Here is a 24,212-nt window from a genome sequence, read left to right as displayed (position 1 = left end):
CACCCCTACAACCTGAGGCGGAGTCTGCTTCGGGACCTGCGGCCGATCCGCGGGAGTGGGGGTCGCTCATAGCGTGGAGCCATGACCACAGCAGTCTGCACCAGCGCTTCGAACGCCGTCGCACGGGCCGCCGTACGCCCGGCCGCGCGCCCCGTCACCCGGCCCGCCGCACGGGCTGCGCAGACCCGGCCGACCACCGCCACCCTCACGTACCCCTCCTTCTCGTCGTACATGAGGGCCAGGCAACCCGTGCTGCTGCGCACGGCGCGCTCGCTGACCGCGAACGCGTGTGACGCGGAGGACCTGTTGCAGACCGCGCTGACCAAGACGTATGTGGCCTGGGAGCGGATCGAGGACCACCGGGCGCTGGACGGCTATGTCCGCCGGGCGCTGCTGAACACGCGGACCTCGCAGTGGCGCAAGCGGAAGGTCGACGAGTTCGCGTGCGACGAGCTGCCCGAGCCGGAGACGGTCGGCTCCGCGGAGGACCCGGCCGAGCAGCAGGCCTTGCACGACGCGATGTGGCGGGCGATCGCGAAGCTCCCGGAGCGGCAGCGGGCGATGGTCGTCCTCAGGTATTACGAGGACCTCAGCGAGGTGCAGACGGCCGAGGTGCTCGGGGTGTCCGTGGGCACGGTGAAGTCGGCGGTGTCGCGGGCGCTGGGCAAGCTGCGGGAGGACCCGGAGCTGGTTCTCGCCCGATAATCCGCACCGCTCGTGACAACCTGACGTGATCGATCGCCCGTTCCTAGTGACATACCGTGCGGTATGTGCGCAGAATCAGCGCAACCCCAACTACCGCGCAGGCAATGTCGCCTCGGGAGGACGCCGTGCTGAGCACCATGCAGGACGTACCGCTGCTGATCTCCAGGATCCTGACCCACGGGTCCACGGTCCATGGAACATCGCAGGTGATCAGCTGGACCGGTGAGGGAGAGCCGGAGCGCCGTTCGTTCGCGGAGATCGGTGCCCGCGCGGCCCAGTTGGCGCACGCCCTGCGCGAGGACCTGGGTGTGGTCGACGGTGAGCGAACCGCGACCTTCATGTGGAACAACGCCGTTCACGTCGAGGCCTACTTCGCGATCCCCGCCATGGGCGCGGTGCTGCACACCCTCAACCTCCGCCTTCCGCCGGAGCAGTTGGCGTGGATCGTCAACCACGCGGCGGACCGGGTGGTGATCGTCAACGGTTCGCTGATCCCGCTGCTCGCGCCGCTGCTGCCCAAGCTGCCGACGGTCGAGCACATCGTCGTCTCCGGGCCCGGCGACCGTACGCCGCTCGAAGGCGCTCACGCGCGCGTGCACGAGTACGAGGAACTGATCGCGGGCAAGCCGACCACGTACGACTGGCCCGAGCTGGACGAACGCCAGGGTGCCGCGATGTGTTACACCTCCGGGACCACGGGCGACCCCAAGGGCGTGGTGTTCAGCCACCGTTCGATCTACCTGCACTCGATGCAGGTCAACATGACCCAGTCGATGGGGCTCACGGACCAGGACACGTCACTGGTCGTCGTGCCCCAATTCCACGTCAACGCCTGGGGATTGCCCCATGCGACCTTCATGACCGGCGTGAACATGCTGATGCCGGACCGCTTCCTCCAGCCTGCCCCGCTCGCCGAGATGATCGAGAGCCAGCGCCCGACGCACGCGGCGGCCGTGCCCACCATCTGGCAGGGCCTGCTCGCCGAGCTGACCGCCAAGCCCCGCGACGTCTCCTCGCTCACCCAGGTCACCATCGGCGGTTCGGCCTGCCCGCCCGCCCTCATGGCGGCCTTCGACGAACTGGGCATGCGGGTCTGCCACGCCTGGGGCATGACGGAGACCTCCCCGCTGGGCACGGTCTCGCGCCCGCCGGCCGAGGCGGTCGGCACCGAGCGGGAGTGGGAGTACCGGCTGACCCAGGGCCGTTTCCCGGCGAGCGTCGAGGCCCGCCTCACCGGCCCCGGCGGCGAGCGGCTGCCGTTCGACGGCGAGTCGGCGGGCGAGCTGGAGGTGCGCGGCCCGTGGATCGCCGGCGCCTACTACAACGGCACGGACGCCGAACCCCTGCGCCCCGCCGACAAGTTCAGCGAGGACGGCTGGCTCAAGACGGGTGACGTCGGCACGATCTCCGCCGACGGTTTCCTCACCCTCACCGACCGCGCCAAGGACGTCATCAAGTCCGGCGGCGAGTGGATCTCCTCCGTCGACCTGGAGAACGCCCTGATGTCCCACCCGGACATCACCGAGGCCGCGGTGGTCGCCGTACCGGACGAGAAGTGGGGGGAGCGTCCGCTGGCGACCGTCGTCCTGCGGGAGGGTTCCACCGCCGACTTCGAGTCCCTGCGCGCCTTCCTCGCCGACGCGGGGAAGATCGCCAAGTGGCAGCTCCCGGAGCGCTGGACGATCATCGAGTCCGTCCCGAAGACGAGCGTGGGCAAGTTCGACAAGAAGGTGCTGCGCAGGCGCTACGCCGAGGGCGACCTGGACGTCACCAGGCTCTGACCGACCGGCACATCGTGAACGCCGGGCGGGAGGCCCCACGCTTCCCGCCCGGCGCCGACACCCTCCCATTTCCTACGGCCACGCTCGCGTCGCACGTGAAGAACTCGCCGCAGCCCAGCCGCAGGAGTCGCCGCCGCGCCCCGGAACGCGCCGGGCAGGGCACCCCCAAGACCCCGGCCCCACCCACCCGGCGTACAGATATGTCACCGCCGCCCAGCCGCAGCCCCCCAACCCACCACCAGCCACACCCCCGCCACCGCACACACCCCGCCCCACCCGAAGTGGCTGAACGCCGGCCCCGCGAGGGACGAGGCGAGCGCGCCGCCCGTGAAGCCGGCGACGACGTACGCGGTGTTGGCGGTCGCCGGGGTGGAGGTGGTGGTGAGGGCGAGGGTCTGGTTGGCGACGTGGGAGGCGACCAGGGCCGCGTGGACGGCGATCGCGGCGACGAACAGCGCCCACAGGACATGTCCGCCGAGCCAGAACAGCGGCACCGACACGGCCGCGAGCGCGTACGCGGACCGTACGACCTTCCCCGCGCCGAACCGGTCGACGAATCCGCCCGCGAGCGGAGCCACCGCGCCGGCCGCCAGCCCGAAGAGACCGAACAGTCCGGCGGTCGCGGTCGAGAAGCCGTAGGAACCGCTCGTCGTGCCCGTCAGGAGCAGGGCGAGTGTGGTCCACAGGGCGCTCCACGCGCCGAACATCCCCGCCTGGCGCAGGCACGCGCGCCACAGGTCCGGTGAGGTGCGGACCAGGCCGGGCAGGGCGGCGATCCCGGCGAACAGCGGGCCGGAGCCGCGGCGCTTCTCGGACGGGAGGACGTATGCGGTGGCGAGGCCGAGGACGAGGGTCAGGGCGGCGGAGCCGACGAAGACGACCCGCCAGCCGTAGGCCTGGCCGACCAGGCTGCCGACGACGCGCGCGGCGACGATGCCGGTGAACAGGCCCGCTATGACGGCCGCGACATGGCGGGCGCGGTGATGGGCGGGGGCGCGTTCGGCGACCAGCGGGACGAGGAGCTGCGGGACGACGGTCGCGGCGGCGGCGACGAAGACGGCCACCGCGAGGGCGGCGGTGCCGGGGGCCGCGGCACCGGCGAGTAGGGCCGCCGTGGTGGCCACGGAGAGCGCGGCGACCAGGGGGCGCCGGTTCACCCGGTCGCCGAGCGGGGCGAAGAAGAGGTGACCGGTGGCGTAGCCGAACTGCGCGACCGAGGCGATCCAGGCCACCGCGGACGGCGTCGAGCCGAAGTCGTGGGCGATGAGGGGGAGCAGCGGGCCCGCGAGATAGATGTTGGCGGCCGTCACGGCCGTACAGACGGCGATGAGGACGAGGAAGAGGCGGCCGGAAGCGGCGGTCGGCGTTCCCGTCGGGACCCGGACCGGCTGGGCTGCGGTTGCGGAGGACATGAGCGGTGGGACTCCTTCGAGCCAGCTCTAGCAACTAACTGGTTGGTTGGAAGCTGGAACAGCATGCGGCGCCCGCGGATTCCCTGTCAACCAAACAGTTGGTTACCGTCGCTCGCCGAGTACGCTGGGCCTCATGGGAGTCAGAGACCCCGAGGCCACCAAGGCCCGGATCTTCGAGGCGGCGGTCGCCGAGTTCGCCCGGTACGGCATCGCGGGCGCCCGTATCGACCGCATCGCCGCCGAGGCCAAGGCCAACAAGCAGTTGATCTACGCCTACTTCGGCAACAAGGCGGAGCTGTTCACCCGGGTCCTCGGCAAGTCCATGCTCGACCTGGCCGTTGCCCTCCCCGTCGACCCCGACGACATCGAGGGCTGGATCGACCGGCTCATGGACTACCACGAGGCCCACCCCGAACTGCTCCGCCTCCTCTTCTGGGAGGGCCTGGAGTACGGCACCGCCGAACTGCCCGACGAGACCGAGCGCCAGCAGCACTACGCGTTCAAGGTCGCCGCCCTCCAGGACGGCCAGGACCGGGGTGTCGTGAGCGACGCGATCCCGGCCCGCGACCTGCTGTTCCTGCTGGTCGCGATGGCCAACTGGGGTGTCGTCGTCCCCCAGATGCGCCGCGTCCTGGTCGGCGCGGACGACACGGACGGCGACCGCCTGCGCGAGTCGATCAAAGAGGCGGCGCGCAGGCTGATCGCCAAGTAGCCGTTCTGGACGGCTAGTTGGTGCCGATCCGGGCGAGCAGATCGACGATCCGCGACTGGACCTCCGTGCTCGTCGACCGCTCGGCGAGGAAGAGGACGGTCTCACCGGAGGCGAGCCGCGGCAGATCGGCCTCGTCCACGGCGGCGGTGTAGACGACGAGCGGGGTGCGGTTGAGCTGTCCGTTCGCCCGCAGCCAGTCGACGATCCCGGCCCGCCGCTTGTGCACCTGCAACAGATCCATCACCACGAGGTTGGGCCGCAACTGCCCCGCCAACGTCACCGCGTCCGCGTCGCTCGCGGCCCGCGCCACCTGCATCCCGCGCCGCTCCAGCGTCGCGGTCAGCGCCAGCGCGATCTCCGCGTGCTCCTCGATCAACAGCACCCGCGGCGGATGCTGCTCACTGTCGCGCGGCGCGAGCGCCTTCAGCAGTACGGCGGGATCGGCGCCGTAGGCCGCCTCGCGCGTCGCCTGTCCGAGCCCCGCCGTGACGAGCACGGGCACCTCGGCCGCGACGGCCGCCTGCCGCAGCGACTGGAGCGCCGTACGCGTGATCGGCCCGGTCAGCGGGTCCACGAACAGCGCCGCCGGGAACGCGGCGATCTGCGCGTCGACCTCCTCGCGCGAGTGCACGATGACCGGCCGGTACCCGCGGTCGCTCAACGCCTGCGTGGTCGTCACGTCCGGCGCGGGCCACACCAGCAGCCGACGCGGATTGTCGAGCGGCTCGGGAGGCAGCTCGTCGTCGAGCGGCTGCGGCCGGGGCGTGTCCGCGATCTCGACGGCCCCACCGGGACCGTCCAACGGCTCCGGCCCCTCGGCCGCGTTCTCGTCCGGTGCTCCTATGGCGTACGACCGCCCGGCCCCCTCGGTCATCTGCGCGAGCCGCGACTGCCCGGCCATGGAGGGCTGCGCCTGCTCACCCTGAGGATGCGGACGCGCCGCCCCGGTGGGGGCGGCATCGGGCCGCGTCCCCAGCTTCCGCCGCCGCCCGCCACCAGTCGGCTGATGCGGCGGAGGCGTGGCGGTAGGCAACTGCACCTGAGCGGCCTGCCGCGTGAACGGCACCCCCTGCCCCAAGGTCCGCACACTGATCGCCCGCCCCTGAGTGGAGTTGGGATCGACGGGAGCGGCGGCCTCGGCGGGCAACGGCTGAGCGGCCCGGACCTGCGCGGCGACGGGGGTACCGGACACAGGGGCGCCCGGATTCGCGTTCGGGTTGGGGTTCGGTTCCGCGTTCGGCGCTACGGCGATGTCGGCGCCGTTCGCCGGTACGGGCGCGCCCGGCGCCACCGCCACGCCGGGGTGGCCCGCGGCCGGGTTCGACTGCGCGGCGGGCAGAGCCTGCGGCGGTACCGGCTCAGCGGGTCGACCCTGCGCCGGGGCGATCTGCCCGGGGATGCCGTGCGGGGACACGGGTTGCCCCTGGACGGGGGCGAGTTGACCGGGAATGCCCTGGGGCGGGATCGGCTGGCCGGGGACACCGGGGGCCGCCTGCCCTTGAACTCCCTGGACCTGCCCCTGAATTGCCTGGCCCGGAATCCCTTGGGGCGAGACCGGTTGCCCGGGGAACCCCTGACCCTGCGCTCCCTGACCCTGGATTCCTTGCCCTTGGATCCCCTGCGGCGACACCGGCTGCCCGGGGTTGCCCTGCGCCGGGATGCCCTGGCCGGGAACCGCCTCCGCCGGGAGCGGCAGCGGCCGGCCCGCCGGGGTCTGCCCGGGGGCGGAAAGGCTCTGCGCGGGGGCGAGTTGCATGGCGGCACCGGGCTGTCCGGGGTTCTGCCCGGGCAACGAGACGACACCCCCGGCCTGCACGGGAACACCCTGACCCGGCCCCGGCTGCCCCTGCCCCACAGCCGTACCCTGCGCCGGAACCACCGCCCCGGGCTGCCCCTGCCCCTCGCCGCCGGCCTGAACCGGGGCACCCGCCTGGACCGCCACCGACTCCCCGGCCTGCGGCTGAAGTTGGGGCTGCGGCTGGCCAACAGCCCGACGCCGCCGCCCGGTTGGCGCGCTCGCGGGATGCGGCTGAGGCGGAGTGTGGTCGTCGGACTGATCGAGCGGAACGGCGTCGTGCCGACCGTCGTCACCGGGATGACCACCAGGAACGCCCCCGGGAACCTGCCCGGGAACCTGTCCAGGCACCACCGGAACTCCCGCAACTCCCGGGGCCTGCGCGGCCGTTGCCGCGGAGACGTCCGGCGTCCGGTCCGCCTCGGCCGGTGGCAACGCGAACACCGTCCGCGCCCCCGCCTCCTGCGCCGCGGCCCGCTCGGCCGCGGCCGCCAGCGCCCGCCGCCGACGCCCGGTCGGCTGCCCGTCCTCGCCATCGGAGTCACCGGAGTCGCCGGAGTTGCCGCTCGCGGGCAACGCGGCCGGCAGCGCCTGCCGTTCGCCGCCCACCGGCACACCCCGCGGCGACACGGTGCCACCCAGCCCCGTACCGGAAGCCGCGGTCCCGGCGGCATGCTCGGCCGCCGTCATCACGGCACCCTCGGACACACCCCCGGAAACGCCCTCGACCACGCCTTCGGACTCACCGTCGGACACCTCACCGGCCGCGCCCTCGGCCGCCCGCCCGCGCCGCCGCCCGGTACCGCTGGACGCACCGCCACCGGACGCACCGTCGCCGCCCGCTTCACCGACCGCCACCGCCCCCGACTCGTCGCCCGCACGCCTTCTGCGCCGACCCGTGGGCACCGCGGCCTCGCCGCCGTCACCGCCACCGGTGTCGTCGGAGGCGCCGCCCGGCACCTCGCTCTCCAGGAACGCGTCCACGGAGGACCGCCGGGCGCGCCGACGTCCGTTGCTGCCCGCGGTGCCCGACGCGGGCTCGGGCAGGGCGAGTTCGGCGCCGCCACCGGTCGCGGCCGGAACCGCGACGGCCCCCGCCCCGCCCCCGATGGGCACCTCCAGGACATACGCGCTGCCGCTCATGCCCGGCACGTCGTGCGTCTGCAGCACACCGCCGTGCGCCCGCACGATCCCGCGCACGATCGGCTCGTGTACCGGGTCTCCCCCGGCGTACGGCCCGCGCACCTCGATCCGTACGACCTCACCGCGCTGCGCCGCCGCCACGACGACCGTGTTGTCCATGTAACCGCCCGTCGAAGCGGGCGAGTTGCCGGTCGCGTCCACGCCGGCGACATCCGCGACGAGATGCGCGAGCGCGGTCGCGAGCAGCCGGGGATCGACCTCGGCCTCGATCGGCGGCGCGTGCACGGCGAACTGCACACGCCCCGGCCCGATCAGTTCCACGGCCCCGTCGACACCGGCCGCGACCACGGCGTCCAGCATCACCTTCGTCCGAGCGATGTCGTCGGCCCCGGTCTCCAGCCGCTGATAGCCGAGCACGTTGTCGATGAGCTGCGTGATGCGCGAGTAACCGGCCGACAGATGATGAAGGACCTGATTGGCCTCGGGCCACAACTGACCGGCGTCGTCCGCGGCCAACGCGGCCAGTTCGCGGCGCAGTTCGTCGAGGGGGCCGCGCAACGAGCGCCCGAGCAGCGTGAGCAACTGCTCGTGCCGTCCGGCGAGTTCCTCGTACCGGTCCTTCTCGCGCTCCCCGAGCGCGGCGTACCGCTCCTCGTTCGCCGCGAGTTCCTCCTCGTGCCGCTCCTGGAGTTCCTCGGTCTCGGTGATGTGCTTCTGGCGCAGCGAGGTCAGCTCGGAGGCGTGCTCCTCGTCGATCCGCTCCAGCTCGTCCCGGTGCAGCTTGTCGGCGGCGTCCTTCTCCTCGGCGAGCGAGTCGTAGGGCCGCCGGTCGGTGAAGGTCATCACGGCGCCGACGAGCTGGTCGCCGTCGCGCACGGGTGCGGTGGTGAGGTCGACGGAGACCCGGTCCCCGTTCTTGGCGAACAGCACCTGCCCGCGCACCCGGTGCTTGCGCCCGGACCGCAGGGTGTCGGCGAGCGGCGACTCCGCGTACGGGAACGGCGAGCCGTCCGCGCGCGAGTGCAGGACGAGGGTGTGCAGTTCCTTGCCGCCGAGATCGCTGGCGCGGTACCCGAGGATCTGCGCGGCGGCCGGATTGACCAGCACGACCCGCCCGTCCGTGTCCGTCCCCACGACGCCCTCGGCCGCCGCGCGCAGGATCATCTCGGTCTGCCGCTGCGAACGGGCCAGCTCGGCCTCGGTGTCCACGGTCCCGGAGAGGTCGCGCACGACGAGCATCAGGAGCTCGTCGGAGGTGTAGCCGTAGCCGTCGTAGGCCTGCTGGCCGTCTTCCAGGTTGGCGCTGGTGACCTCGACGGGGAACTCGGAGCCGTCGGTGCGGCGGGCGGTCATGCGGGTGGGCTTGGTCCGGCCGCGCGGGTCCATCGAGTCGGGGCGGCGCATGGAACCCGGGATGAGCCGGGAGTCGAACTCCGGCAGCAGGTCCAGCAGTCCGCGCCCGACGAGCGCGGTGCCCGGCGCCTCGAAGGCCTCCAGCGCGATGGTGTTCGCGTTGACGACAGTCCCGTTGGCGTTGACCAGCACCAACGCATCCGGGAGTGCGTCGAGTATGGCTGCGAGGCGAGCAGCGCCTCGGGATGGCCTGCTGCTCACGAGACGCTTCCTCCCTGTTACCGCACCTTGCCGACCGCAGAGGCCATCTTGCCAACCTGCCCGCGACGTGTCACGCGAGGGAGTCTAAGGGCAGTCCTTGTGCTCGCGGAGTGAGATGAGAGGGAGGTCGCACGGTGAAGTGACGTAGAACGTGTGACCGACCGTCGTCGGACCCCTACCGATGGACACCTGACCGACGGACATCCGGCCGACGGGCGGCTACCTGCGGAGGTCGGGCAGCAGCGGGACCATCCCGTTCCAGCGGGAGACCGCGCAGCCGTTGCCGCGGTCGTACGTCGTGTCGACGGGGCGTCCGGCCCAGGTGCCGGTGACATGGGCGGTGGCGGGGCCGCCGTAGATCATCGTGCACATGCTGTCCGGGGGTACCGGTGCGAAGGGGTCCTTCCCCCACCGGGTGTTGCGGCCGACGGCCTCGCAGGCGCCGGTCACGTCCGGGTGGGTGCCGCCGTCGGGATGGCAGTACAGCTCGTACGTACCGTCGGCCGAGCCGCCCGCTTGCCGGACGGTGACGGTGAGATGGTCGCCGGCGGACAGGTCCTCGTCGTGGACGGGCGGTGGCGCGAGGGTGTGGGGCGTGGTGGTGGGGGCGGCCTGTGCGTGGGCGGTGGCGGGCACGGCGGCCAGCGAGCCGACGGCGGCGGCGAACACGAGGAGACGGTTGACCTGCAACATGACCTGACTAACGCCCGCCGCCCCCGGATGTTGCGGACCCGCCGGCCGACGGCAACGGCTTTGCCCTGCGGCCCGGCTGCCTAGTACCGTGGGAGGCGATTGGTGACACCGCGCTCGTCTGTGTCATCATCTGCACGCACCTTCCGCGCTCGCGCGGGTGGTTGTGCTGGAGGCGTCGCCTAGTCCGGTCTATGGCGCCGCACTGCTAATGCGGTTTGGGACGCAAATCCCATCGAGGGTTCAAATCCCTCCGCCTCCGCACCTCGTCGAAGCCCCGGTCCACGCGACCGGGGCTTCGCTCGTTCCCAGGACGGTCCTCAGGGCCTCAATATCGCTGTTTTCCCAGCTCACAAGGGGTACGGCTAACGGATTTCACATGGCGGCGGCAGTCATGTAATGTTCTTCCTGTCGCCGCGAACGGCCCGGAAGGGCAGGGAACGGCGAAGAAAATCAACAAAAAACACGCACTCGTAGCTTAACGGATAGAGCATCTGACTACGGATCAGAAGGTTGCAGGTTCGAATCCTGCCGAGTGCACATCGACGAGAGGCCCCGGAGTGATCCGGGGCCTCTCGCGTGCGTGCGCGGTCCCCCTGCGTCCGTTGTTTTGAAGGTCGGCGGCGGTTTTCGGGCGTGCCCGGGAACGGGCAGGTCAGGGGCGTGAGGGGTACGTCCGGGGGGCCGAAGTGGTTCCCGAGTGCCCGATCTGTGATGAACAAGCGATGTGGACGGCCTCAGCGAGTGGCGTGTCTAGGCCCATACTGGAGTCAATGACAAAGCCAGCTGCACCGAAGCGCTATTTGCCCACCAGTCCCTTCAAGGCCCCGGCCGCGGCGGCCCCCAAGCAGTTCGCCGTCGGCGACCAGGTCACACACGACATGTACGGCCTCGGCCGGGTCATCGGCATCGAGGACGGAATCGCGGTGCTCGTCGACTTCGGCTCGGTTCAGGAGCGCATCCTGAGTCCGTACGCCAAGATGAGCAAGCTGTAGGACCGCCGTGCCCGGTCACGGCACACCAGGTCCCAGCGGCCTGTAACGAACGGGAGACCCTCTCATCGACCTGACCTCGTTGTTCTCCGCCCCGGAAGGGGCGACCCGCCATCCCAACGCGGGATCGCCCCCTCCGGCGACGAACCCCTTCCAGGCCCCGGACTTCGGGGAGGACGAGAGCCTGCTGCTCGACGACGGGCCGGCAGCCTTCTCGGACATGGACGAGGCCTTCCGCAGGGCGGGCTAGTCAGGGCGGGCTGGGCTTCCACGGGCGCTGTCCGGTTTCCACGGGCGCGGTCCGGCGAAGCCCGTCAACCAAGTGACAGTTCCCCGGCGGTTTTTCAGTGCTCCTTCGCCGGCCATCCGATGGCCCGGAAGACGGCGACGGGGTCCAAGTAGTCACGCCAGTGCGCCACTTTGCGGTCCTTGACGGTGATCACGGAGACGAAGTGGTTGTCGTAGGCCCGCCCGGTGCCGACCGCCTGTCCGTGCACCGCGTACTCGAGTACGACCACTGACGTCCCGGGGGCCCGATGGACGGCCAGCCCGTCCGCGCTGTGCAGGATCATGACGTCGCCGTAGCCGCGGTACAGGTCGGCCACCGCCTCGCGCCCCCGCACCCGGCGCGGGTAGCCGGGCACGGAGACCACGTACTCGACGACCACGTCCTCGGCCAGCAGCTCGAAGAAGTGCCCGCCGTCGACGAGCCCCGACAGCCCTTCCTGGACGATCCGGAAGAACGGCTCCAGCGCGGCGAAGTCGCCGAAGCCACCGGTGTTCCCCATGCTCTCCATGTTCCCTGCGCTCCCCATGTTCCCTGCGGTCATGGTCACTTCACCGCCGGTGCGGCCGCCCAGGCGCCGGCGTTGCGCCGGGCGAAGTCCTGGAAGGTCGCCGGCGGCCGGCCGGTGACCTTCTCGATGTCGGCGTTGGGCGTGGAGCCGTTGCCGGAGGCGATGGTGCCGGTCAGCCAGCGGAGCATGACGGCGTAGTCGGCGGGCACGAGGCCGGCCGCGACCGCACCGCCGATCCACGCCTCGGGGTCAACGTCCCGGTGGGTCACCGGATGGCCGGTCACCGCCGCGATGGCGTCGGCGACCTCGGCGACCGTGAGGGCCCGCGGTCCCGTGGGCGCGTACTCCGCACCGGCGTGGGCCTCGGAGGCGAGCAGTGTCTCCACCGCGACGGCGGCGATGTCGGCCGCGTCGACGAATGCCTCCGCACCACCCCCGGTCGGCACCGTGATCACTCCGTCGACGACCGGCAGATGCGCGTCACTGAAGTTCTGCATCACCCACGCGGGCCGCAGCATCGTGCGGGTGACCGTGTCCCGGGCGGCGAGATCGTCCTCCACGGCCCTGATGTCGACGTCCGGGGGTGCCTGTCGGCCGCCGTAGGTGCTGAGGTACGTGACGTGACGTACCCCCGCGGCCACGGCGAGGTCGAGGAAGGCGGCCACCTGGTCGGTGTAGGAGGTCCGCAGGACGGGGGTGACGAGGTAGAGGCGGTCGACGCCGGCGAGGGCGGTGGGGTGGGTGGCCGGGGCGTCCCAGTCGAAGCGCACGTCGGCGCCGTGGCGGGCGGCGGTACGGGCGGCCGTCCCGCGCTCGGTGAGGCGGCGCGCCACGAGCGAGCCGGTGCGGCCGGTGCCGCCGAGGACGAGGGCGGTCGGGGGTGGGGCGGTCGGTGATCCAGTCATGGCTTCAGCCTGGGAGCAGGGCGCGAGCGGATCAATGAGTGAACCGCTCGATTCATTACGTCAGACGCTCGGAAACACTCCTGCCGGGGCTGTCTGACAGACACTGGCCGGGTGGACATACTGCACGATCGCCTCGCCCGGGCCCGCGCCTCCGGTGCCGTCTTCGCGCGGACGGTGGCCGAGCCGCCGTGGGGACTGCGGCTGGCCGGGTCGATCCAACTTGCCGTGCACACGGTCGTACGGGGCAGGGGCTGGCTGTGGCTGGAGGACCCCGAGGACGCGGTGGAACTCGTGCCGGGCGAGGTGACGCTCGTCCGCGGCGGCACCGATCACCACATCGGGCACGAGCCGGGCGCCGACTGTCTCGAACCGGACGAATTCCGCAACAGGCATGCGCACGAAGGGAGTTCGGAGAACCCGCGGGCGACGGTCTTCCTCTGCGGTGCGTACCGGTTCTCGGGTGACATCGGTGCCGGGCTGCTGGAGGCGCTGCCGCAGGTGCTGACGCTGTCGGCGGGGGTGGGTGATCCGTTGCGGGACGTGATCGGGCTGCTCTCCCACGAGTTGGCCACGCCGGCGCCGGGCGAACCGGGCGGCCCCACCGTGCTGGACCGCCTTCTCGACGTCCTCCTTGTCCTCGCCATCCGCACCGACTTCCGGCGCAGCCCGAACGCGCCCCGCTGGTACCGGGCGTGCGCGGACCCCCGCCTCAACGCGGCACTCCAGGCCGTCCACGAGAACGCCGGCCACCCCTGGACGGTCCCCGAACTCGCCGCGATCAGCGGCCTGTCGAGAGCCGCCTTCGCCCGCACCTTCCGCGACGCCCTCGGCCAGACCCCGATCCAGTACCTGACCGACTGGCGCATGGCCCTGGCCCGCGACCACCTGCGCACCGGCGACCTCACCCTCACGGCCATCTCCCGCACGGTCGGCTACGGCTCGCCCTACGCGTTCGCCGCCGCGTTCACCCGGCATCACGGCGAACCGCCGGGGAGTTGGCGGCGACGGGAGTCCGGTTCTGCGAACGACCCTCATCCGCATGGCGGTTGATCCGCTCAGGAGGCCAACTTCCGCCGCCGTGGCAGCCGTCGTAGGTGACGGGCATTTCCGTTGGTGCGTCGAGTTGTTGGGGCGTGGGGCCGTCACGCCGCCGCGCTGAACGCGGGAGTCGGCCGTACCGGAATCGCCACCGGGGTCGACGTCGCCGTCCGTGTGGTGCGGTCGGTGAAGACGAAGAGGCGGAGGACCAGGAAGCGGCCGATGCCGGCGAGGGCGGAGGCGCTGAGGTAGACGAGTTGCTCGGTGAGCATGCTGGGGGAGGGCTGGACGGTGTGCAGGATCAGTACCGCCGCCGACGTCGCCGCGTAGGCCGCCGTGGCCGAACCCGCCGACTGCCAGTGCTCGCGCCAGCCGGGGCGGCGGCCGGTGCCGAAGGTGAACAGGGCGTGCAGTTCGGTGCAGAGGACGGTCGAGGCGACCGTGATCAGCGCGTTCGACACCGCCCACGGCATCAGCGCGGCGAGCAGCGGTACCGCCAGGCTGGAGAGGATCCCGATCCCGCCGCCGCACGCCACGAACCTGATGAAGGAGGCGAGTGGACCGGGACCGGGCTTCATGGGATTTCCCTCCGTACGGCGGCCGTTGGGCCTGCGCAGGCCCTGTTGACCGGCTGAGGTCAACCTTGCCGTCGTACGCGTCCGGGCACGATGAAGCGGTCTCCCGAACCGTTGGTGTAGCGGGCTGTACCAAGGGGGTCGGGTATACCCCCGGGTGCCCCCGGGTGCCCCTCGGGTCAGTTGGCCTCTCAGCTGTCCCCGTCCCCGCCCTCTTCCCTCGCGCGGAGCTCCTCGACGTACTCCCGCGCCAGCGCCGACGTGCGGGTGAACCAGTCCGCCAGTACGGCGACCTCGGCCGGCGAGTAGTCGGCGAAGAGCGCGTTGAGGCGGTCGTAGTACGGGCCGTAGAGGGTGACCACACGGGTCACCGCGTCCGGTACCGAGGCCACGCGGACGCGGCGGCGGTCTGTCGGGTCGGGGACGCGGGTGATGAAGCCGGCGCGCTCCAGACGGTTGAGGATGCCGGTCACCGCACCGGTCGTGACGTGCACGTGTTCGGCGAGGTCGCCCGCGGTGAGGAGGTGCTCGCCGGACCGCAGGACGTAGGCGAAACAGACGAGATCGGTGACGTTCAGGCCCAGCCGCTCGGCCATTTCCTGCTGGCCGAGCTGGGCGGTCGCGATGAGGTTGTCCATCGCGTCCAGCGCCTGGGCCGGGGTGGCGGTGGGGCGAGGCTTGGCTTGCATGGATATTGCCTTAGCTGGTGAGAGGTTTATGCTCTAAACTTCTTAGACAGTGAGGGAATTCCCCCGTGTGGCGGGGAGCTGCCTGAGGAGGCCGGCCGGGATATGAGCGCACACCAGTATGACGAGGGTCATACGGTCGCCGGGTGGACCGGATTCGGCATCGCGACCGTCGGGACGAGCGTCGCCGGGGTGGGGGTGTGCGCGGTGTCGGCCCCGCTGATCGGGCTCGGGCTGGGCATCGTCGCGGTGAGCGCCCTGGTCACCTGGGCGCTCCACCTCAGCGGCTGGGGCAAGCCGCCCGGGCGGCGGTACCGGGCGGAGTGGGGGATGCGGGTACGGGACCCGTTGGCGCGGGCCGGGCACGCCGGGTGTGTCGGCTGCCGGCTGGCGGGGCGGGGGCGACCCGCCGCGGAACGCACGGACGAGGAGCGCGCGGTGGCGCTCCGGCAGTCCGCTGCCGCCCTGGTCGGTGACAGCGCGGGCTGATGCCGCCGGTCGGCCGGCCGAGCCCGTTGTCAGTGGCGCCCTCTAGTCTCGTGAGGGATGGCACAGACATCACGGACGGCACGGACATGGAAGTGCTCGGGGCTGCGCTGGGCGGCCGGCGGGCCCGAGTTGAAGTGGGACGGCGGGCGCGGGAGCCCGTTGCCCCGGGGGAAGCGGGTGGCCTTCGAGGTCGCGGAAGGGGGCGGGCGGACATGTGTGGGGGCGCGGGGCAATCCCTGCCCGGTGCGGGCGGCCGTGCCGGAGCGGAGTACGGGCGCGCGCTGCGAGGAGTGCGCGCGACTGGACCGGGCGCACTCGGTCGCCGCGGACACGATCGCGGACGACCCGCGGCCGTACCACGTATATCTGGCCTGGTTCGGCCCCGGCCTGCTCAAGGTCGGCATCACCGCCGAAGAGCGCGGCTCCGCCCGGCTGCTTGAGCAGGGCGCGGTCTGCTTCACCTGGCTGGGCCTCGGCCCGCTGATGGCGGCCCGGCGCTCGGAGGAACTCCTGCGCGCCGCACTCCGCGTGCCGGACCGGATCCCCTACGGCGAGAAGCGCGCCGTCCGTTCCGCGTTGCCGGGTTCGGCGGCGGAGCGGGCCGCCGAGCTCGCCGACCTGCACGCACGGGCCCTCGCGCTGCGCGAATGGCCGGAGTCGCTCCACCGCGAGCCGTATCAACCCGTGGACCACGTCGACGTGTTCGGCCTCGCGGGACTCCCGGCCGCCGTCGGCGAGGTGAGCGGGCTGGTCGCGGGCGGGGTGGTGAGCGGAGAGCTGGTCGCGGCGGCGGGACCGGATCTCCACCTCGCGACCGGGCGGGGTGTGGTCGTGCTCGACACCCGGTTGATGACGGGGTGGGAGCTGATCCCTGCCGGGGCCCCGGCGGGGGGTGACACGGGTGGATTCACGGTGCCGGTACGGGAGTTCAGGCGGGAGGTGCCGGGGGTGCAGGAGGGGTTGTTCTGAGGGGGTAGCCAAGGTGACAGGGGTGGTCGAGGTGACAGGAGTGGTCGAGGTGACAGAGGTGGCCAAGGTGACCGGGGTGGTCGAGCAGGGGTCGGGTCGCACCGCGAGGGTCAAGGCTTGGATCCCGTACGGATCCCTTTCGGCAAGCCGATGGACTGGGCTCGCCCTCGGGACCGATCGTGGGTGACATGAGCGATCACCGTGTTGCCGCTGTCCCTGTCCCCGTCCCTGTAGCCGTCCACGAACCCCCTTACTACGCCGTCGTCTTCACCTCTCTCCGGACCGAGGGCGACGGGGGATACGGAGAGACGGCCGAGCGGATGGGGGAGTTGGTGAGGGAGATTCCCGGGTTCCTCGGGGAGGACTCGGCTCGGGAGCCGGGCGGGCTGGGGATCACCGTCGCCTACTTCCGCGATCTGGCCGGGATCGAGGCGTGGCGCACGCACACCGAACACCGGGCCGCGAAGGCCTACGGGCGGGAGCACTGGTACGAGCGGTACTCGCTGCACATCGCCAAGGTCGAGCGCAGCCACGGATTCGAGCGGACGCATGGCTGAGGCGGCCGGGGATGCCGAGGCGGCCGGGGTCCGGGCGTTCTGGCGGCGGCTCGGGCTCCCCGGGCTCGTCGATGTGCACACCCACTTCATGCCCGAGCGGGTGCTGCGCAAGGTCTGGGGCTACTTCGACGCGCTCGGTCCGGCGACCGGCGGAGCGCTGGAGTGGCCGATCACGTACCGGAGGGAGGAAGCGGAACGGGTCGCGCTGATAAGGGAGTTCGGAGTACGCGCTTTCACCGCCATGCTCTATCCGCACAAGCCCGGGATGGCCGAGTGGCTCAACGGCTGGGCCGTCGACTTCGCCGCCCGCACCCCCGACTGTCTGCACACTTCGACTCTCTTCCCGGAGCCGGGAGTCGAGACCTACGTCAGGGAGGCACTGGACTCCGGCGCGCGGGTGTTCAAGGCGCATGTGCAGGTCGGGGCGTACGACCCGGCCGATGAACTCCTCGACCCCGCCTGGGGGTTGCTCGCCGAGGCCGGGACGCCGGTGGTGGTCCACTGCGGGTCGGGTCCCGCGCCCGGCAAGCACACCGGGCCCGGGCCGATCGGGCGGGTGCTGGCCCGGCATCCCCGACTGCGGCTGGTCGTCGCGCACATGGGGATGCCGGAGTACGAGGACTTCCTCGACCTGGCCGAACGCCACGGGGAGGTGCGGCTCGACACGACGATGGCGTTCACGGACTTCAGCGAACGCCTCGCGCCCTTTCCGCCGGACGCGCTCCCCCGGCTGGCCGCGCTCGGCGACCGCGTGCTGCTCGGCAGCGACTTCCCGAACATTCCGTATCCCTACCTCCACCAACTGCACGCCCTGGAGCGGCTGGACCTCGGCGACGACTGGCTGCGCGCGGTCTGCCACGACAACGGGGCGCGGCTGTTCGCGGGGTGAGCGGAAGCTGAGAGTAGGACCGGTACGGGTGATGCGGGGAGAGTGTGCGGATACGGAGGAGGTCGGGGCGGGCGCGGACGGGACCGGCGGCTTCATGACCGCGGGATGAGCGTTGGGCAAGCGGTTCCAAGGTGTTCCCTGAGTGGTGCCTGTGAGTTTCTCAGGAAAATCACAGACTCTAGAAAGCGTGCTCTTAGAGGACCCCGACAAGGTGTCCACTATGACCACGACCTCGCCCCAGGGGCGCACCGAACTGCTGAGGCCGGACGGGAGCCCCGTCCGAGTGCTTGTGGTGGACGACGAGCTGTCGATCACCGAGCTGCTGTCCATGGCCCTCCGATACGAGGGCTGGCAGATCCGCAGCGCGGGTGACGGGACCGGCGCGATCCAGACCGCGCGCGAGTTCCGGCCCGACGCCGTCGTCCTCGACATGATGCTGCCGGACATGGACGGCCTCACCGTTCTCGGCCGGATGCGCAGAGAGCTGCCGGACGTACCCGTGCTGTTCCTGACGGCCAAGGACGCCGTCGAGGACCGTATCGCCGGGCTCACCGCGGGCGGCGACGACTACGTCACCAAGCCCTTCAGTCTCGAAGAGGTCGTCGCCCGGCTGCGTGGACTGATCCGCCGCTCCGGTGCCGCCGACCGCCGCTCGGACTCCGTGCTGGTCGTGGGTGACCTCACCCTCGACGAGGACAGCCACGAGGTGTCGCGGGCCGGAGAGGGCATCCACCTCACCGCGACCGAGTTTGAGCTGTTGCGCTTCCTCATGCGTAATCCCCGGCGTGTACTCAGCAAGGCACAGATCCTCGACCGTGTGTGGTCGTACGACTTCGGTGGGCAGGCCAATGTGGTCGAGCTCTACATCTCGTACCTCCGCCGGAAGATCGACGCGGGACGTGAGCCGATGATCCACACCCGGCGCGGTGCCGGTTACCTGATCAAGCCCGCGGCCTCATGAGCGGGCGACGACGGCCGCGTGCGCAGAAGAAGCGAGCGGGTAAGCCGCGCACCCTGCGGACCCGGCTCGTCGTCGCGTCCGTGACGCTGATCGCGGTGGTGTGTGCGGTGATCGGTACGGTGACGACGCTCGCGCTGCGATCACATCTGTACGAGCAGCTGGACGGCAGGCTCGGCGAGGTGTCGGCCCGTGCCTCGGGCGGCTTCGGACAGCCGCCCGGCGCGGACAAGGACGGCTCGACCCCGCCCGGCCAGAAGGGCAAGGCGGTCGCGCAGAAGGCGGAGGCGGTCAATCTCTCCCAGTTCGTCTCCCGGGGGCCGCAACCGGAGGGCACGCTGGCCGCCAGCGTCAAGAACGGGGTCATCACCGACGGTCAGGTCGGTGAGAAGAAGAAGGACAGCAGCACCGGGGTCACCAACATGAGCCCCGTGGCGCTCTCAGCCGCCCAGAAGTCAGCGCTCAACGAGGTCTCCCAGGACGGCAACGCGCACACCACGGAGCTCCCCGGGCTGGGTGACTACCGCGTCAAGTACGTCACCGGCCCCAACGGCAACTACTACGTCGCCATCCCCACCACGGACACCCAGAGCACCATCAACACCCTGATCCTCGTCGAGGTGAGCGTCACCGCCGCCGGCCTCGTCGCCGCCGCCATCGCCGGCTACGTCCTCGTCGGCGTGGCCACCCGCCCCCTGCGCCGCGTGGCCTCCACCGCAACCCGGGTCTCCGAACTCCCCCTCCACACCGGCGAAGTCACCCTCAACGAACGTGTCCCCGAGTCCGAGACCGACCCGCACACCGAGGTCGGCCAGGTCGGGGCCGCGCTCAACCGGATGCTCGACCATGTGCACGGCGCCCTGCACGCGAGACAGCAGAGCGAGATGCGGGTACGGCAGTTCGTGGCCGACGCCAGTCATGAGCTGCGGACGCCACTCGCCTCGATCCGCGGCTACGCGGAGCTGACCCGTCGCGGGCGCGAACAGACCGGGCCCGACACCAAGCACGCCCTGGGGAGAATCGAGTCCGAGGCCGGGCGCATGACCCTCCTCGTGGAGGATCTGCTCCTCCTCGCCCGTCTCGACGCGGGCAGACCGCTCCAGTTCGACCAGACCGACCTCATCCCGCTCGTCGTGGACACCATCAGCGACTCGCGCGCGGCCGGCATGGACCACAACTGGCGGCTCGACCTGCCCGACGAACCGGCCCTCGTGTCGGCGGACGCGGCCCGTATCCAGCAGGTGCTCATCAACCTGCTGGGCAACGCCCGCAAGCACACCCCGCCCGGTACGACGATCACCGCCCGCGTGCAGCGGCGCGGGCCGTGGATGTGCGTGGACGTCGAGGACAACGGCCAGGGCATCCCGCCGGATTTGCTGCCGCATGTCTTCGAGCGGTTCGCGCGCGGCGACTCGGCGCGCTCCCGCTCGACGGGATCGACCGGTCTGGGTCTGGCCATCGTGCAGGCGGTCGCGACCGCGCACGGCGGCGCGGTCACCGTGGACAGCGTTCCCGGACGCACGGTGTTCACCGTGCATCTGCCCGCGCTGGCACCGGCTGTGCCCACGCCCGCCCCCGAAACGAATTGGCAATCGCACTCACAGGCACAGCACAGTGCCACCACATGGGTGCAACAGGGCGTTTGAGGAGAGTCGGTTCATGCGAACCGACTCTTCTCCCGGCACCCTGCCGGCGCGGGAGCACCTCCCGGCCACAGACGCCGGTACGCCTGTCCTGGACGTAGTGATCCCCGTCTACAACGAGGAGAAGGACCTCCAGCCATGTGTGCTCAGACTGCACGAGCACCTCAAGCGCACGTTCCCGTACGCGTTCCGCATCACCATCGCGGACAACGCGTCGATCGACACCACTCCTCAGGTGGCGGCGCGGCTGGAGTCGGAGATCCCCGAGGTCAAGTCGTTCCGGCTGGAGCAGAAGGGGCGCGGTCGAGCACTGCGCACCGTCTGGTCCGCCTCGGACGCCCCGATCCTCGCCTATATGGACGTCGACCTCTCCACCGACCTCAACGCGCTGCTGCCCCTGGTGGCACCGCTGATCTCGGGTCACTCCGACCTGGCGATCGGATCCCGGCTGGCCCGCTCGTCGCGTGTCGTGCGTGGCGCCAAGCGCGAGTTCATCAGCCGGACGTACAACCTGATCCTGCGCGGCTCGCTCCAGGCCCGCTTCTCGGACGCCCAGTGCGGGTTCAAGGCGATCCGGCGTGATGTGGCCCAGGCGCTGCTGCCGATGGTCGAGGACACCGGCTGGTTCTTCGACACCGAGATGCTGGTGCTGGCCGAGCGTGCCGGACTCCGTATCCACGAGGTGCCGGTCGACTGGGTCGACGACCCGAACTCGACCGTCCACATCGTCAAGACGGCGACCGAGGACCTGAAGGGAGTGTGGCGCGTGGGCAAGGCCCTGGCCTCCGGTTCGCTGCCGCTCGACCGTGTCACGCGTCCCTTCGGCGATGACCCGCGCGACCGTGACATCAAGGACGTGCCCAAGGGCCTGGCCCGCCAGCTCGTCGGGTTCTGTGTCGTGGGCGGTCTCTCCACCCTCTTCTACCTGGTGCTCTACAGCGCCTTCCGGCAGTTCTCCGGCTCGCAGATCGCCAACGCGCTCGCGCTGCTGGTCTCGGCGGTCGCCAACACCGCCGCCAACCGCAGACTGACCTTCGGGGTCCGCGGCCGGGGCGGCGCCGTCCGCCACCAGGCCCAGGGCCTGGTCGTCTTCGCCATCGGCCTCGCGCTGACCAGTGGTTCGCTCGCCGCGCTGAACGCGGCCAGCAGCGACCCGGCGCACTCCACCGAACTGGCGGTCCTGGTGGCCGCCAACCTCGCGGCGACCGTCCTGCGCTTCCTGCTCTTCCGCGCCTGGGTCTTCCCGGACCGCGGCGACAGCGCCGAGGAGTCGACGGTCGTGGCCGTCAACACCCCCTCGTCGCCCACCTATTCGACGGTCGGGGCGATGCCCCGGCACACGCAGCACCACGGTTCCTACGGCCCGCTGCCCCACCGGCAGCCCCAGCCCCAGCAGGGGCCGTACGACACCACCACCCAGTTCCGCGCCGGTGAAGCCGCGGACGGCACCTGGAGGGACGCGACGATGCGGTTGCAGCCGGTGCGTCCCCACGACACCGACCCGAGGGACCCCCGATGACCACCGAAACCGATCAGACGACCTATCCGGGAGGCGGCGGCCCCTCGTCCTGGGGGGCGCCGAGCGGTGACCCGGACACCGGCAGAGACACGGCCGTGCAGGAACCGGCGGCGTCCTCGGACACCCTGGCCCCCCAGGCGGGTGAGCCCAAGCAGCCGCTCGGGCGCCGCCTGTGGCGCGGCCGGCCCGAGGACCCGCGCTGGGCACGCCCCGCCTTCTGGGGCATGCTCCTGGCGACCGGCCTGCTCTACCTCTACAACCTGAGCGCGTCCGGGTACTCCAACTCCTTCTACTCGGCGGCGGTCCAGGCCGGCAGCAAGAGCTGGAAGGCGATGCTGTTCGGCTCGCTGGACGCGGGCAACGCGATCACCGTCGACAAGCCCTCGGCCTTCCTGTGGCCGATGGAGATCTCGGTCCGCGTCTTCGGCCTCAACTCGTGGGCGATCCTGGTCCCCGAGGTCCTGATGGGCGTCGGCACGGTCGCGGTCGTCTACGCCGCGGTCCGCCGCCGGCACAGCCCCGCGGCCGGTCTGATCGCGGGCGCCGTGCTGGCGCTCACCCCGGTCGCCGCGCTGATGTTCCGCTTCAACAACCCCGACGCCGCACTGGCGTTGCTCATGGCGGCCGCCTGCTACCTCGTCGTCCGGGCCCTGGAGGACGGCCGTACGAAGTGGCTGGTGTGGGCCGGAGTCGCGATCGGCTTCGCGTTCCTGTCGAAGACCCTCCAGGCCTTCCTGATCCTGCCGCCGCTGGCCATCGTCTACGCGGTGTGCGCGCCGGTGAGCGTGAAGAAGAGGTTCGCCCAACTGGGCCTGGCCACGGGCGCGTTGGTCGTCGCGGCCGGCTGGTGGGTCGCGCTCGTCGAGCTGTGGCCGGCGTCCTCGCGCCCCTACATCGGCGGCTCGCAGAACAACAGCTTCCTTGAACTGACCTTCGGCTACAACGGGTTCGGCCGCCTCAGCGGCGACGAGACCGGCAGCGTCGGCGGTGGCGGTGGCGGCGGCGGTACCGGCCAGTGGGGTGCCACCGGCTGGAACCGCATGTTCAACGACGAGATCGGCAGCCAGATCTCCTGGCTGCTGCCGACCGCGCTGATCCTCCTCGTCGCGGGCCTGGTGGCCACGCGCAAGCTGGGCCGCACGTCGGTCAGGCGCAGTTCGATGCTCGTGTGGGGCGGCTCGCTGGTGACGACCCTGGTCGTCTTCAGCTACATGGCGGGCATCTTCCACCAGTACTACACGATCGCCCTCGCCCCCTACCTCGCCGCCGTCATCGGCATCGGCGCGGGTTCCCTCTGGGAGCGGCGGAGCGAGATCTGGGCGTCGATCACCCTCGCGGCGGCGGTAGTTGCGGCCGGCGTGTGGGGTTACGTCCTCCTCAACCGCACCCCCGACTACCTGCCCTGGCTGAAGTGGCTGGTCCTCCTCGGCTCCCTGGCAGGCGCGCTCGGCCTGATCTTCGTCGCGAAGATCGGCCGCCAACTCGCCCTCGCGGCAGTCGGCTTGAGCATCGTGGCGGGCCTTGCGGGTCCCGCGGCGTACACCCTCTCCACGGTCAACTCGGCGCACACCGGCTCCATCCCGACGGCCGGTCCGGCCGGCGCGAGCATGATGGGCGGCGGTCCGGGCGGCGGCGGTCGCGGCGGTTTCGGCGGCGGCAACCGCACCGGCGGCACGGGCACGATGCCCGGCCAGCAGGGCGGCAACGGCGGTACCACCCAGAACCAGGGCGGCGGCTTCCCCGGCGGCGGCACGGGCACGATGCCCGGCGGCGGTACCGGTACGGCGCCCGGTGGCGGCGGTACCACCCAGAACCAGGGTGGCGGCTTCGGCGGCCAGACCGGTGACGGCGGCGGTATGGGCGGCGGCGGTGGCGTCGGCGGCCTGCTCAACGGTGCGACGGTCACCTCGGCGGCCAAGAAGCTGCTCCAGACGGACGCGGGCAAGTACACCTGGGTCGCCGCGTCCATCGGCTCCCAGAACGCCGCGAGCTACCAACTCGCCACCGGCGACCCGGTGATGGCGATCGGCGGCTTCAACGGCACCGACCCGTCGCCGACGCTGGCCCAGTTCCAGAAGTACGTGGCGGACGGCAAGATCCACTACTTCATCTCGGGCGGCACCGGCATGGGCGGCAGCAGCACCGGCAGCTCCTCGCAGATCACCTCGTGGGTCGAGAAGAACTACAAGAAGGTGACGGTCGGTTCGGCCACCTTCTACGACCTGACGCAGAAGACGAGCAGCTGAACTGACACCCGGCTGACCTGAAGGGGCGGTGACCACATGGTCACCGCCCCTTCTCGTATCTCGATTGTACGCTGTATGGGAGTTGTTCTACGGTGTA

Annotated in this window: 21 protein-coding genes and 2 tRNA genes; 16 read left to right on the top strand and 7 right to left on the bottom strand. The window is 71.3% G+C overall.

Annotation, left to right across the window (positions count from 1 at the left end):
- Positions 1-81 precede the first annotated feature (81 nt).
- Both ACIRRY_RS15920 and ACIRRY_RS15915 read left to right on the top strand, forming a co-directional pair.
- Positions 82-705 (top strand): SigE family RNA polymerase sigma factor, encoded by a 624-nt coding sequence (locus ACIRRY_RS15920; RefSeq protein ID WP_403972573.1) that lies wholly within the window; start codon positions 82-84, stop codon positions 703-705.
- Positions 706-809: 104 nt separating this feature from the next.
- Entirely contained in the window at positions 810-2,486 is a 1,677-nt protein-coding gene (locus ACIRRY_RS15915; protein ID WP_403972570.1) for a long-chain fatty acid--CoA ligase, read from the top strand.
- A 203-nt stretch (positions 2,487-2,689) separates the two neighbouring features.
- Here the strand turns inward: ACIRRY_RS15915 and ACIRRY_RS15910 are convergent, their stop codons facing one another.
- Entirely contained in the window at positions 2,690-3,898 is a 1,209-nt protein-coding gene (locus ACIRRY_RS15910; protein ID WP_403972568.1) for an MFS transporter, read from the bottom strand.
- Positions 3,899-4,031: 133 nt separating this feature from the next.
- Here ACIRRY_RS15910 and ACIRRY_RS15905 point away from each other — a divergent pair, with 133 nt between their 5' ends.
- On the top strand, positions 4,032-4,610 hold the full coding sequence (locus ACIRRY_RS15905; protein WP_403972566.1) for a TetR family transcriptional regulator: 579 nt from the start codon (positions 4,032-4,034) through the stop codon (positions 4,608-4,610).
- A 13-nt stretch (positions 4,611-4,623) separates the two neighbouring features.
- Here ACIRRY_RS15905 and ACIRRY_RS15900 read toward each other — a convergent pair whose 3' ends face one another.
- On the bottom strand, positions 4,624-9,162 hold the full coding sequence (locus tag ACIRRY_RS15900; RefSeq protein WP_403972563.1) for a PAS domain-containing protein: 4,539 nt from the start codon (positions 9,160-9,162) through the stop codon (positions 4,624-4,626).
- Positions 9,163-9,381: 219 nt separating this feature from the next.
- The gene (locus ACIRRY_RS15895) at positions 9,382-9,855 is read right to left on the bottom strand and encodes an SSI family serine proteinase inhibitor (protein WP_403972560.1); all 474 of its coding nucleotides are present in this window, start codon (positions 9,853-9,855) and stop codon (positions 9,382-9,384) included.
- Positions 9,856-10,023: 168 nt separating this feature from the next.
- Between ACIRRY_RS15895 and ACIRRY_RS15890 the strand changes: the two genes are divergently transcribed.
- From ACIRRY_RS15890 to ACIRRY_RS15875, 4 genes are all read left to right on the top strand, one after another.
- A tRNA-Ser gene (locus tag ACIRRY_RS15890) sits at positions 10,024-10,114 on the top strand.
- Positions 10,115-10,319: 205 nt separating this feature from the next.
- A tRNA-Arg gene (locus tag ACIRRY_RS15885) sits at positions 10,320-10,392 on the top strand.
- 233 nt (positions 10,393-10,625) lie between these two features.
- Entirely contained in the window at positions 10,626-10,847 is a 222-nt protein-coding gene (locus ACIRRY_RS15880) for a hypothetical protein (protein WP_026150079.1), read from the top strand.
- Positions 10,848-10,926: 79 nt separating this feature from the next.
- Positions 10,927-11,094, top strand: coding sequence for a hypothetical protein (locus ACIRRY_RS15875; RefSeq protein ID WP_403972558.1), 168 nt, complete (start codon positions 10,927-10,929; stop codon positions 11,092-11,094).
- 94 nt (positions 11,095-11,188) lie between these two features.
- Here ACIRRY_RS15875 and ACIRRY_RS15870 read toward each other — a convergent pair whose 3' ends face one another.
- Complete coding sequence (locus ACIRRY_RS15870) at positions 11,189-11,632, bottom strand: nuclear transport factor 2 family protein (protein ID WP_403972555.1); 444 nt, start codon at positions 11,630-11,632, stop codon at positions 11,189-11,191.
- A gap of 44 nt (positions 11,633-11,676) precedes the next feature.
- Entirely contained in the window at positions 11,677-12,546 is an 870-nt protein-coding gene (locus tag ACIRRY_RS15865; protein WP_403972553.1) for an NmrA family NAD(P)-binding protein, read from the bottom strand.
- Positions 12,547-12,657: 111 nt separating this feature from the next.
- On the opposite strand from ACIRRY_RS15865, the gene ACIRRY_RS15860 reads away from it, so the two are divergent.
- The gene (locus tag ACIRRY_RS15860) at positions 12,658-13,596 is read left to right on the top strand and encodes a cupin domain-containing protein (protein ID WP_403972550.1); all 939 of its coding nucleotides are present in this window, start codon (positions 12,658-12,660) and stop codon (positions 13,594-13,596) included.
- A gap of 92 nt (positions 13,597-13,688) precedes the next feature.
- Here the strand turns inward: ACIRRY_RS15860 and ACIRRY_RS15855 are convergent, their stop codons facing one another.
- Positions 13,689-14,162 (bottom strand): GtrA family protein, encoded by a 474-nt coding sequence (locus tag ACIRRY_RS15855; protein WP_403972548.1) that lies wholly within the window; start codon positions 14,160-14,162, stop codon positions 13,689-13,691.
- A gap of 188 nt (positions 14,163-14,350) precedes the next feature.
- The gene (locus ACIRRY_RS15850; protein ID WP_403972546.1) at positions 14,351-14,848 is read right to left on the bottom strand and encodes a MarR family winged helix-turn-helix transcriptional regulator; all 498 of its coding nucleotides are present in this window, start codon (positions 14,846-14,848) and stop codon (positions 14,351-14,353) included.
- A gap of 102 nt (positions 14,849-14,950) precedes the next feature.
- Here ACIRRY_RS15850 and ACIRRY_RS15845 point away from each other — a divergent pair, with 102 nt between their 5' ends.
- From ACIRRY_RS15845 to ACIRRY_RS15810, 8 genes are all read left to right on the top strand, one after another.
- Complete coding sequence (locus tag ACIRRY_RS15845) at positions 14,951-15,334, top strand: HGxxPAAW family protein (protein WP_403972544.1); 384 nt, start codon at positions 14,951-14,953, stop codon at positions 15,332-15,334.
- 57 nt (positions 15,335-15,391) lie between these two features.
- Positions 15,392-16,303, top strand: a complete 912-nt coding sequence (locus ACIRRY_RS15840) for a DUF2797 domain-containing protein (RefSeq protein ID WP_403972542.1) — start codon at positions 15,392-15,394, stop codon at positions 16,301-16,303.
- Positions 16,304-16,491: 188 nt separating this feature from the next.
- The gene (locus ACIRRY_RS15835) at positions 16,492-16,860 is read left to right on the top strand and encodes an antibiotic biosynthesis monooxygenase family protein (RefSeq protein ID WP_403972539.1); all 369 of its coding nucleotides are present in this window, start codon (positions 16,492-16,494) and stop codon (positions 16,858-16,860) included.
- A complete protein-coding gene (locus tag ACIRRY_RS15830; RefSeq protein ID WP_403972536.1) occupies positions 16,853-17,749 on the top strand; it encodes an amidohydrolase family protein in 897 nt (298 codons plus the stop codon). The genes ACIRRY_RS15835 and ACIRRY_RS15830 overlap by 8 nt, the downstream gene beginning before the upstream one ends.
- 220 nt (positions 17,750-17,969) lie before the next feature.
- Positions 17,970-18,710, top strand: a complete 741-nt coding sequence (locus ACIRRY_RS15825; RefSeq protein ID WP_019054929.1) for a response regulator transcription factor — start codon at positions 17,970-17,972, stop codon at positions 18,708-18,710.
- Positions 18,707-20,353: an ATP-binding protein gene (locus tag ACIRRY_RS15820; protein ID WP_403972533.1), complete on the top strand. Its 1,647-nt coding sequence runs from the start codon at positions 18,707-18,709 to the stop codon at positions 20,351-20,353. Before ACIRRY_RS15825 ends, ACIRRY_RS15820 begins: the two co-directional genes overlap by 4 nt.
- Before the next feature lie 13 nt (positions 20,354-20,366).
- Entirely contained in the window at positions 20,367-21,869 is a 1,503-nt protein-coding gene (locus ACIRRY_RS15815) for a glycosyltransferase (RefSeq protein ID WP_403972531.1), read from the top strand.
- Positions 21,866-24,115 carry an ArnT family glycosyltransferase gene (locus tag ACIRRY_RS15810; RefSeq protein ID WP_403972529.1) on the top strand — a complete coding sequence of 750 codons (2,250 nt, stop codon included), beginning with the start codon at positions 21,866-21,868 and terminating at the stop codon, positions 24,113-24,115. Before ACIRRY_RS15815 ends, ACIRRY_RS15810 begins: the two co-directional genes overlap by 4 nt.
- Positions 24,116-24,212 lie beyond the last annotated feature (97 nt).

It is taken from the genome of Streptomyces sp. NPDC101776 (assembly GCF_044766845.1).
GTDB lineage: Bacteria > Actinomycetota > Actinomycetes > Streptomycetales > Streptomycetaceae > Streptomyces.
Note: the sequence above shows the minus strand (reverse complement) of the source record. Positions and strands in the feature narration are given on the sequence as shown.

Bases quoted from the DNA above. Each gene is read 5' to 3' on its own strand.
- ACIRRY_RS15855 (WP_403972548.1), bottom strand. From the start codon at position 14,162: ATGAAGCCCGGTCCCGGTCCACTCGCCTCCTTCATCAGGTTCGTGGCG.
- ACIRRY_RS15865 (WP_403972553.1), bottom strand. From the start codon at position 12,546: ATGACTGGATCACCGACCGCCCCACCCCCGACCGCCCTCGTCCTCGGC.
- ACIRRY_RS15820 (WP_403972533.1), top strand. From the start codon at position 18,707: ATGAGCGGGCGACGACGGCCGCGTGCGCAGAAGAAGCGAGCGGGTAAG.
- ACIRRY_RS15815 (WP_403972531.1), top strand. From the start codon at position 20,367: ATGCGAACCGACTCTTCTCCCGGCACCCTGCCGGCGCGGGAGCACCTC.
- ACIRRY_RS15810 (WP_403972529.1), top strand. From the start codon at position 21,866: ATGACCACCGAAACCGATCAGACGACCTATCCGGGAGGCGGCGGCCCC.
- ACIRRY_RS15840 (WP_403972542.1), top strand. From the start codon at position 15,392: ATGGCACAGACATCACGGACGGCACGGACATGGAAGTGCTCGGGGCTG.
- ACIRRY_RS15825 (WP_019054929.1), top strand. From the start codon at position 17,970: ATGACCACGACCTCGCCCCAGGGGCGCACCGAACTGCTGAGGCCGGAC.
- ACIRRY_RS15910 (WP_403972568.1), bottom strand. From the start codon at position 3,898: ATGTCCTCCGCAACCGCAGCCCAGCCGGTCCGGGTCCCGACGGGAACG.
- ACIRRY_RS15880 (WP_026150079.1), top strand. From the start codon at position 10,626: ATGACAAAGCCAGCTGCACCGAAGCGCTATTTGCCCACCAGTCCCTTC.
- ACIRRY_RS15905 (WP_403972566.1), top strand. From the start codon at position 4,032: ATGGGAGTCAGAGACCCCGAGGCCACCAAGGCCCGGATCTTCGAGGCG.
- ACIRRY_RS15895 (WP_403972560.1), bottom strand. From the start codon at position 9,855: ATGTTGCAGGTCAACCGTCTCCTCGTGTTCGCCGCCGCCGTCGGCTCG.
- ACIRRY_RS15870 (WP_403972555.1), bottom strand. From the start codon at position 11,632: ATGGGGAACACCGGTGGCTTCGGCGACTTCGCCGCGCTGGAGCCGTTC.
- ACIRRY_RS15835 (WP_403972539.1), top strand. From the start codon at position 16,492: ATGAGCGATCACCGTGTTGCCGCTGTCCCTGTCCCCGTCCCTGTAGCC.
- ACIRRY_RS15830 (WP_403972536.1), top strand. From the start codon at position 16,853: ATGGCTGAGGCGGCCGGGGATGCCGAGGCGGCCGGGGTCCGGGCGTTC.
- ACIRRY_RS15850 (WP_403972546.1), bottom strand. From the start codon at position 14,848: ATGCAAGCCAAGCCTCGCCCCACCGCCACCCCGGCCCAGGCGCTGGAC.
- ACIRRY_RS15920 (WP_403972573.1), top strand. From the start codon at position 82: ATGACCACAGCAGTCTGCACCAGCGCTTCGAACGCCGTCGCACGGGCC.
- ACIRRY_RS15915 (WP_403972570.1), top strand. From the start codon at position 810: ATGTCGCCTCGGGAGGACGCCGTGCTGAGCACCATGCAGGACGTACCG.
- ACIRRY_RS15845 (WP_403972544.1), top strand. From the start codon at position 14,951: ATGAGCGCACACCAGTATGACGAGGGTCATACGGTCGCCGGGTGGACC.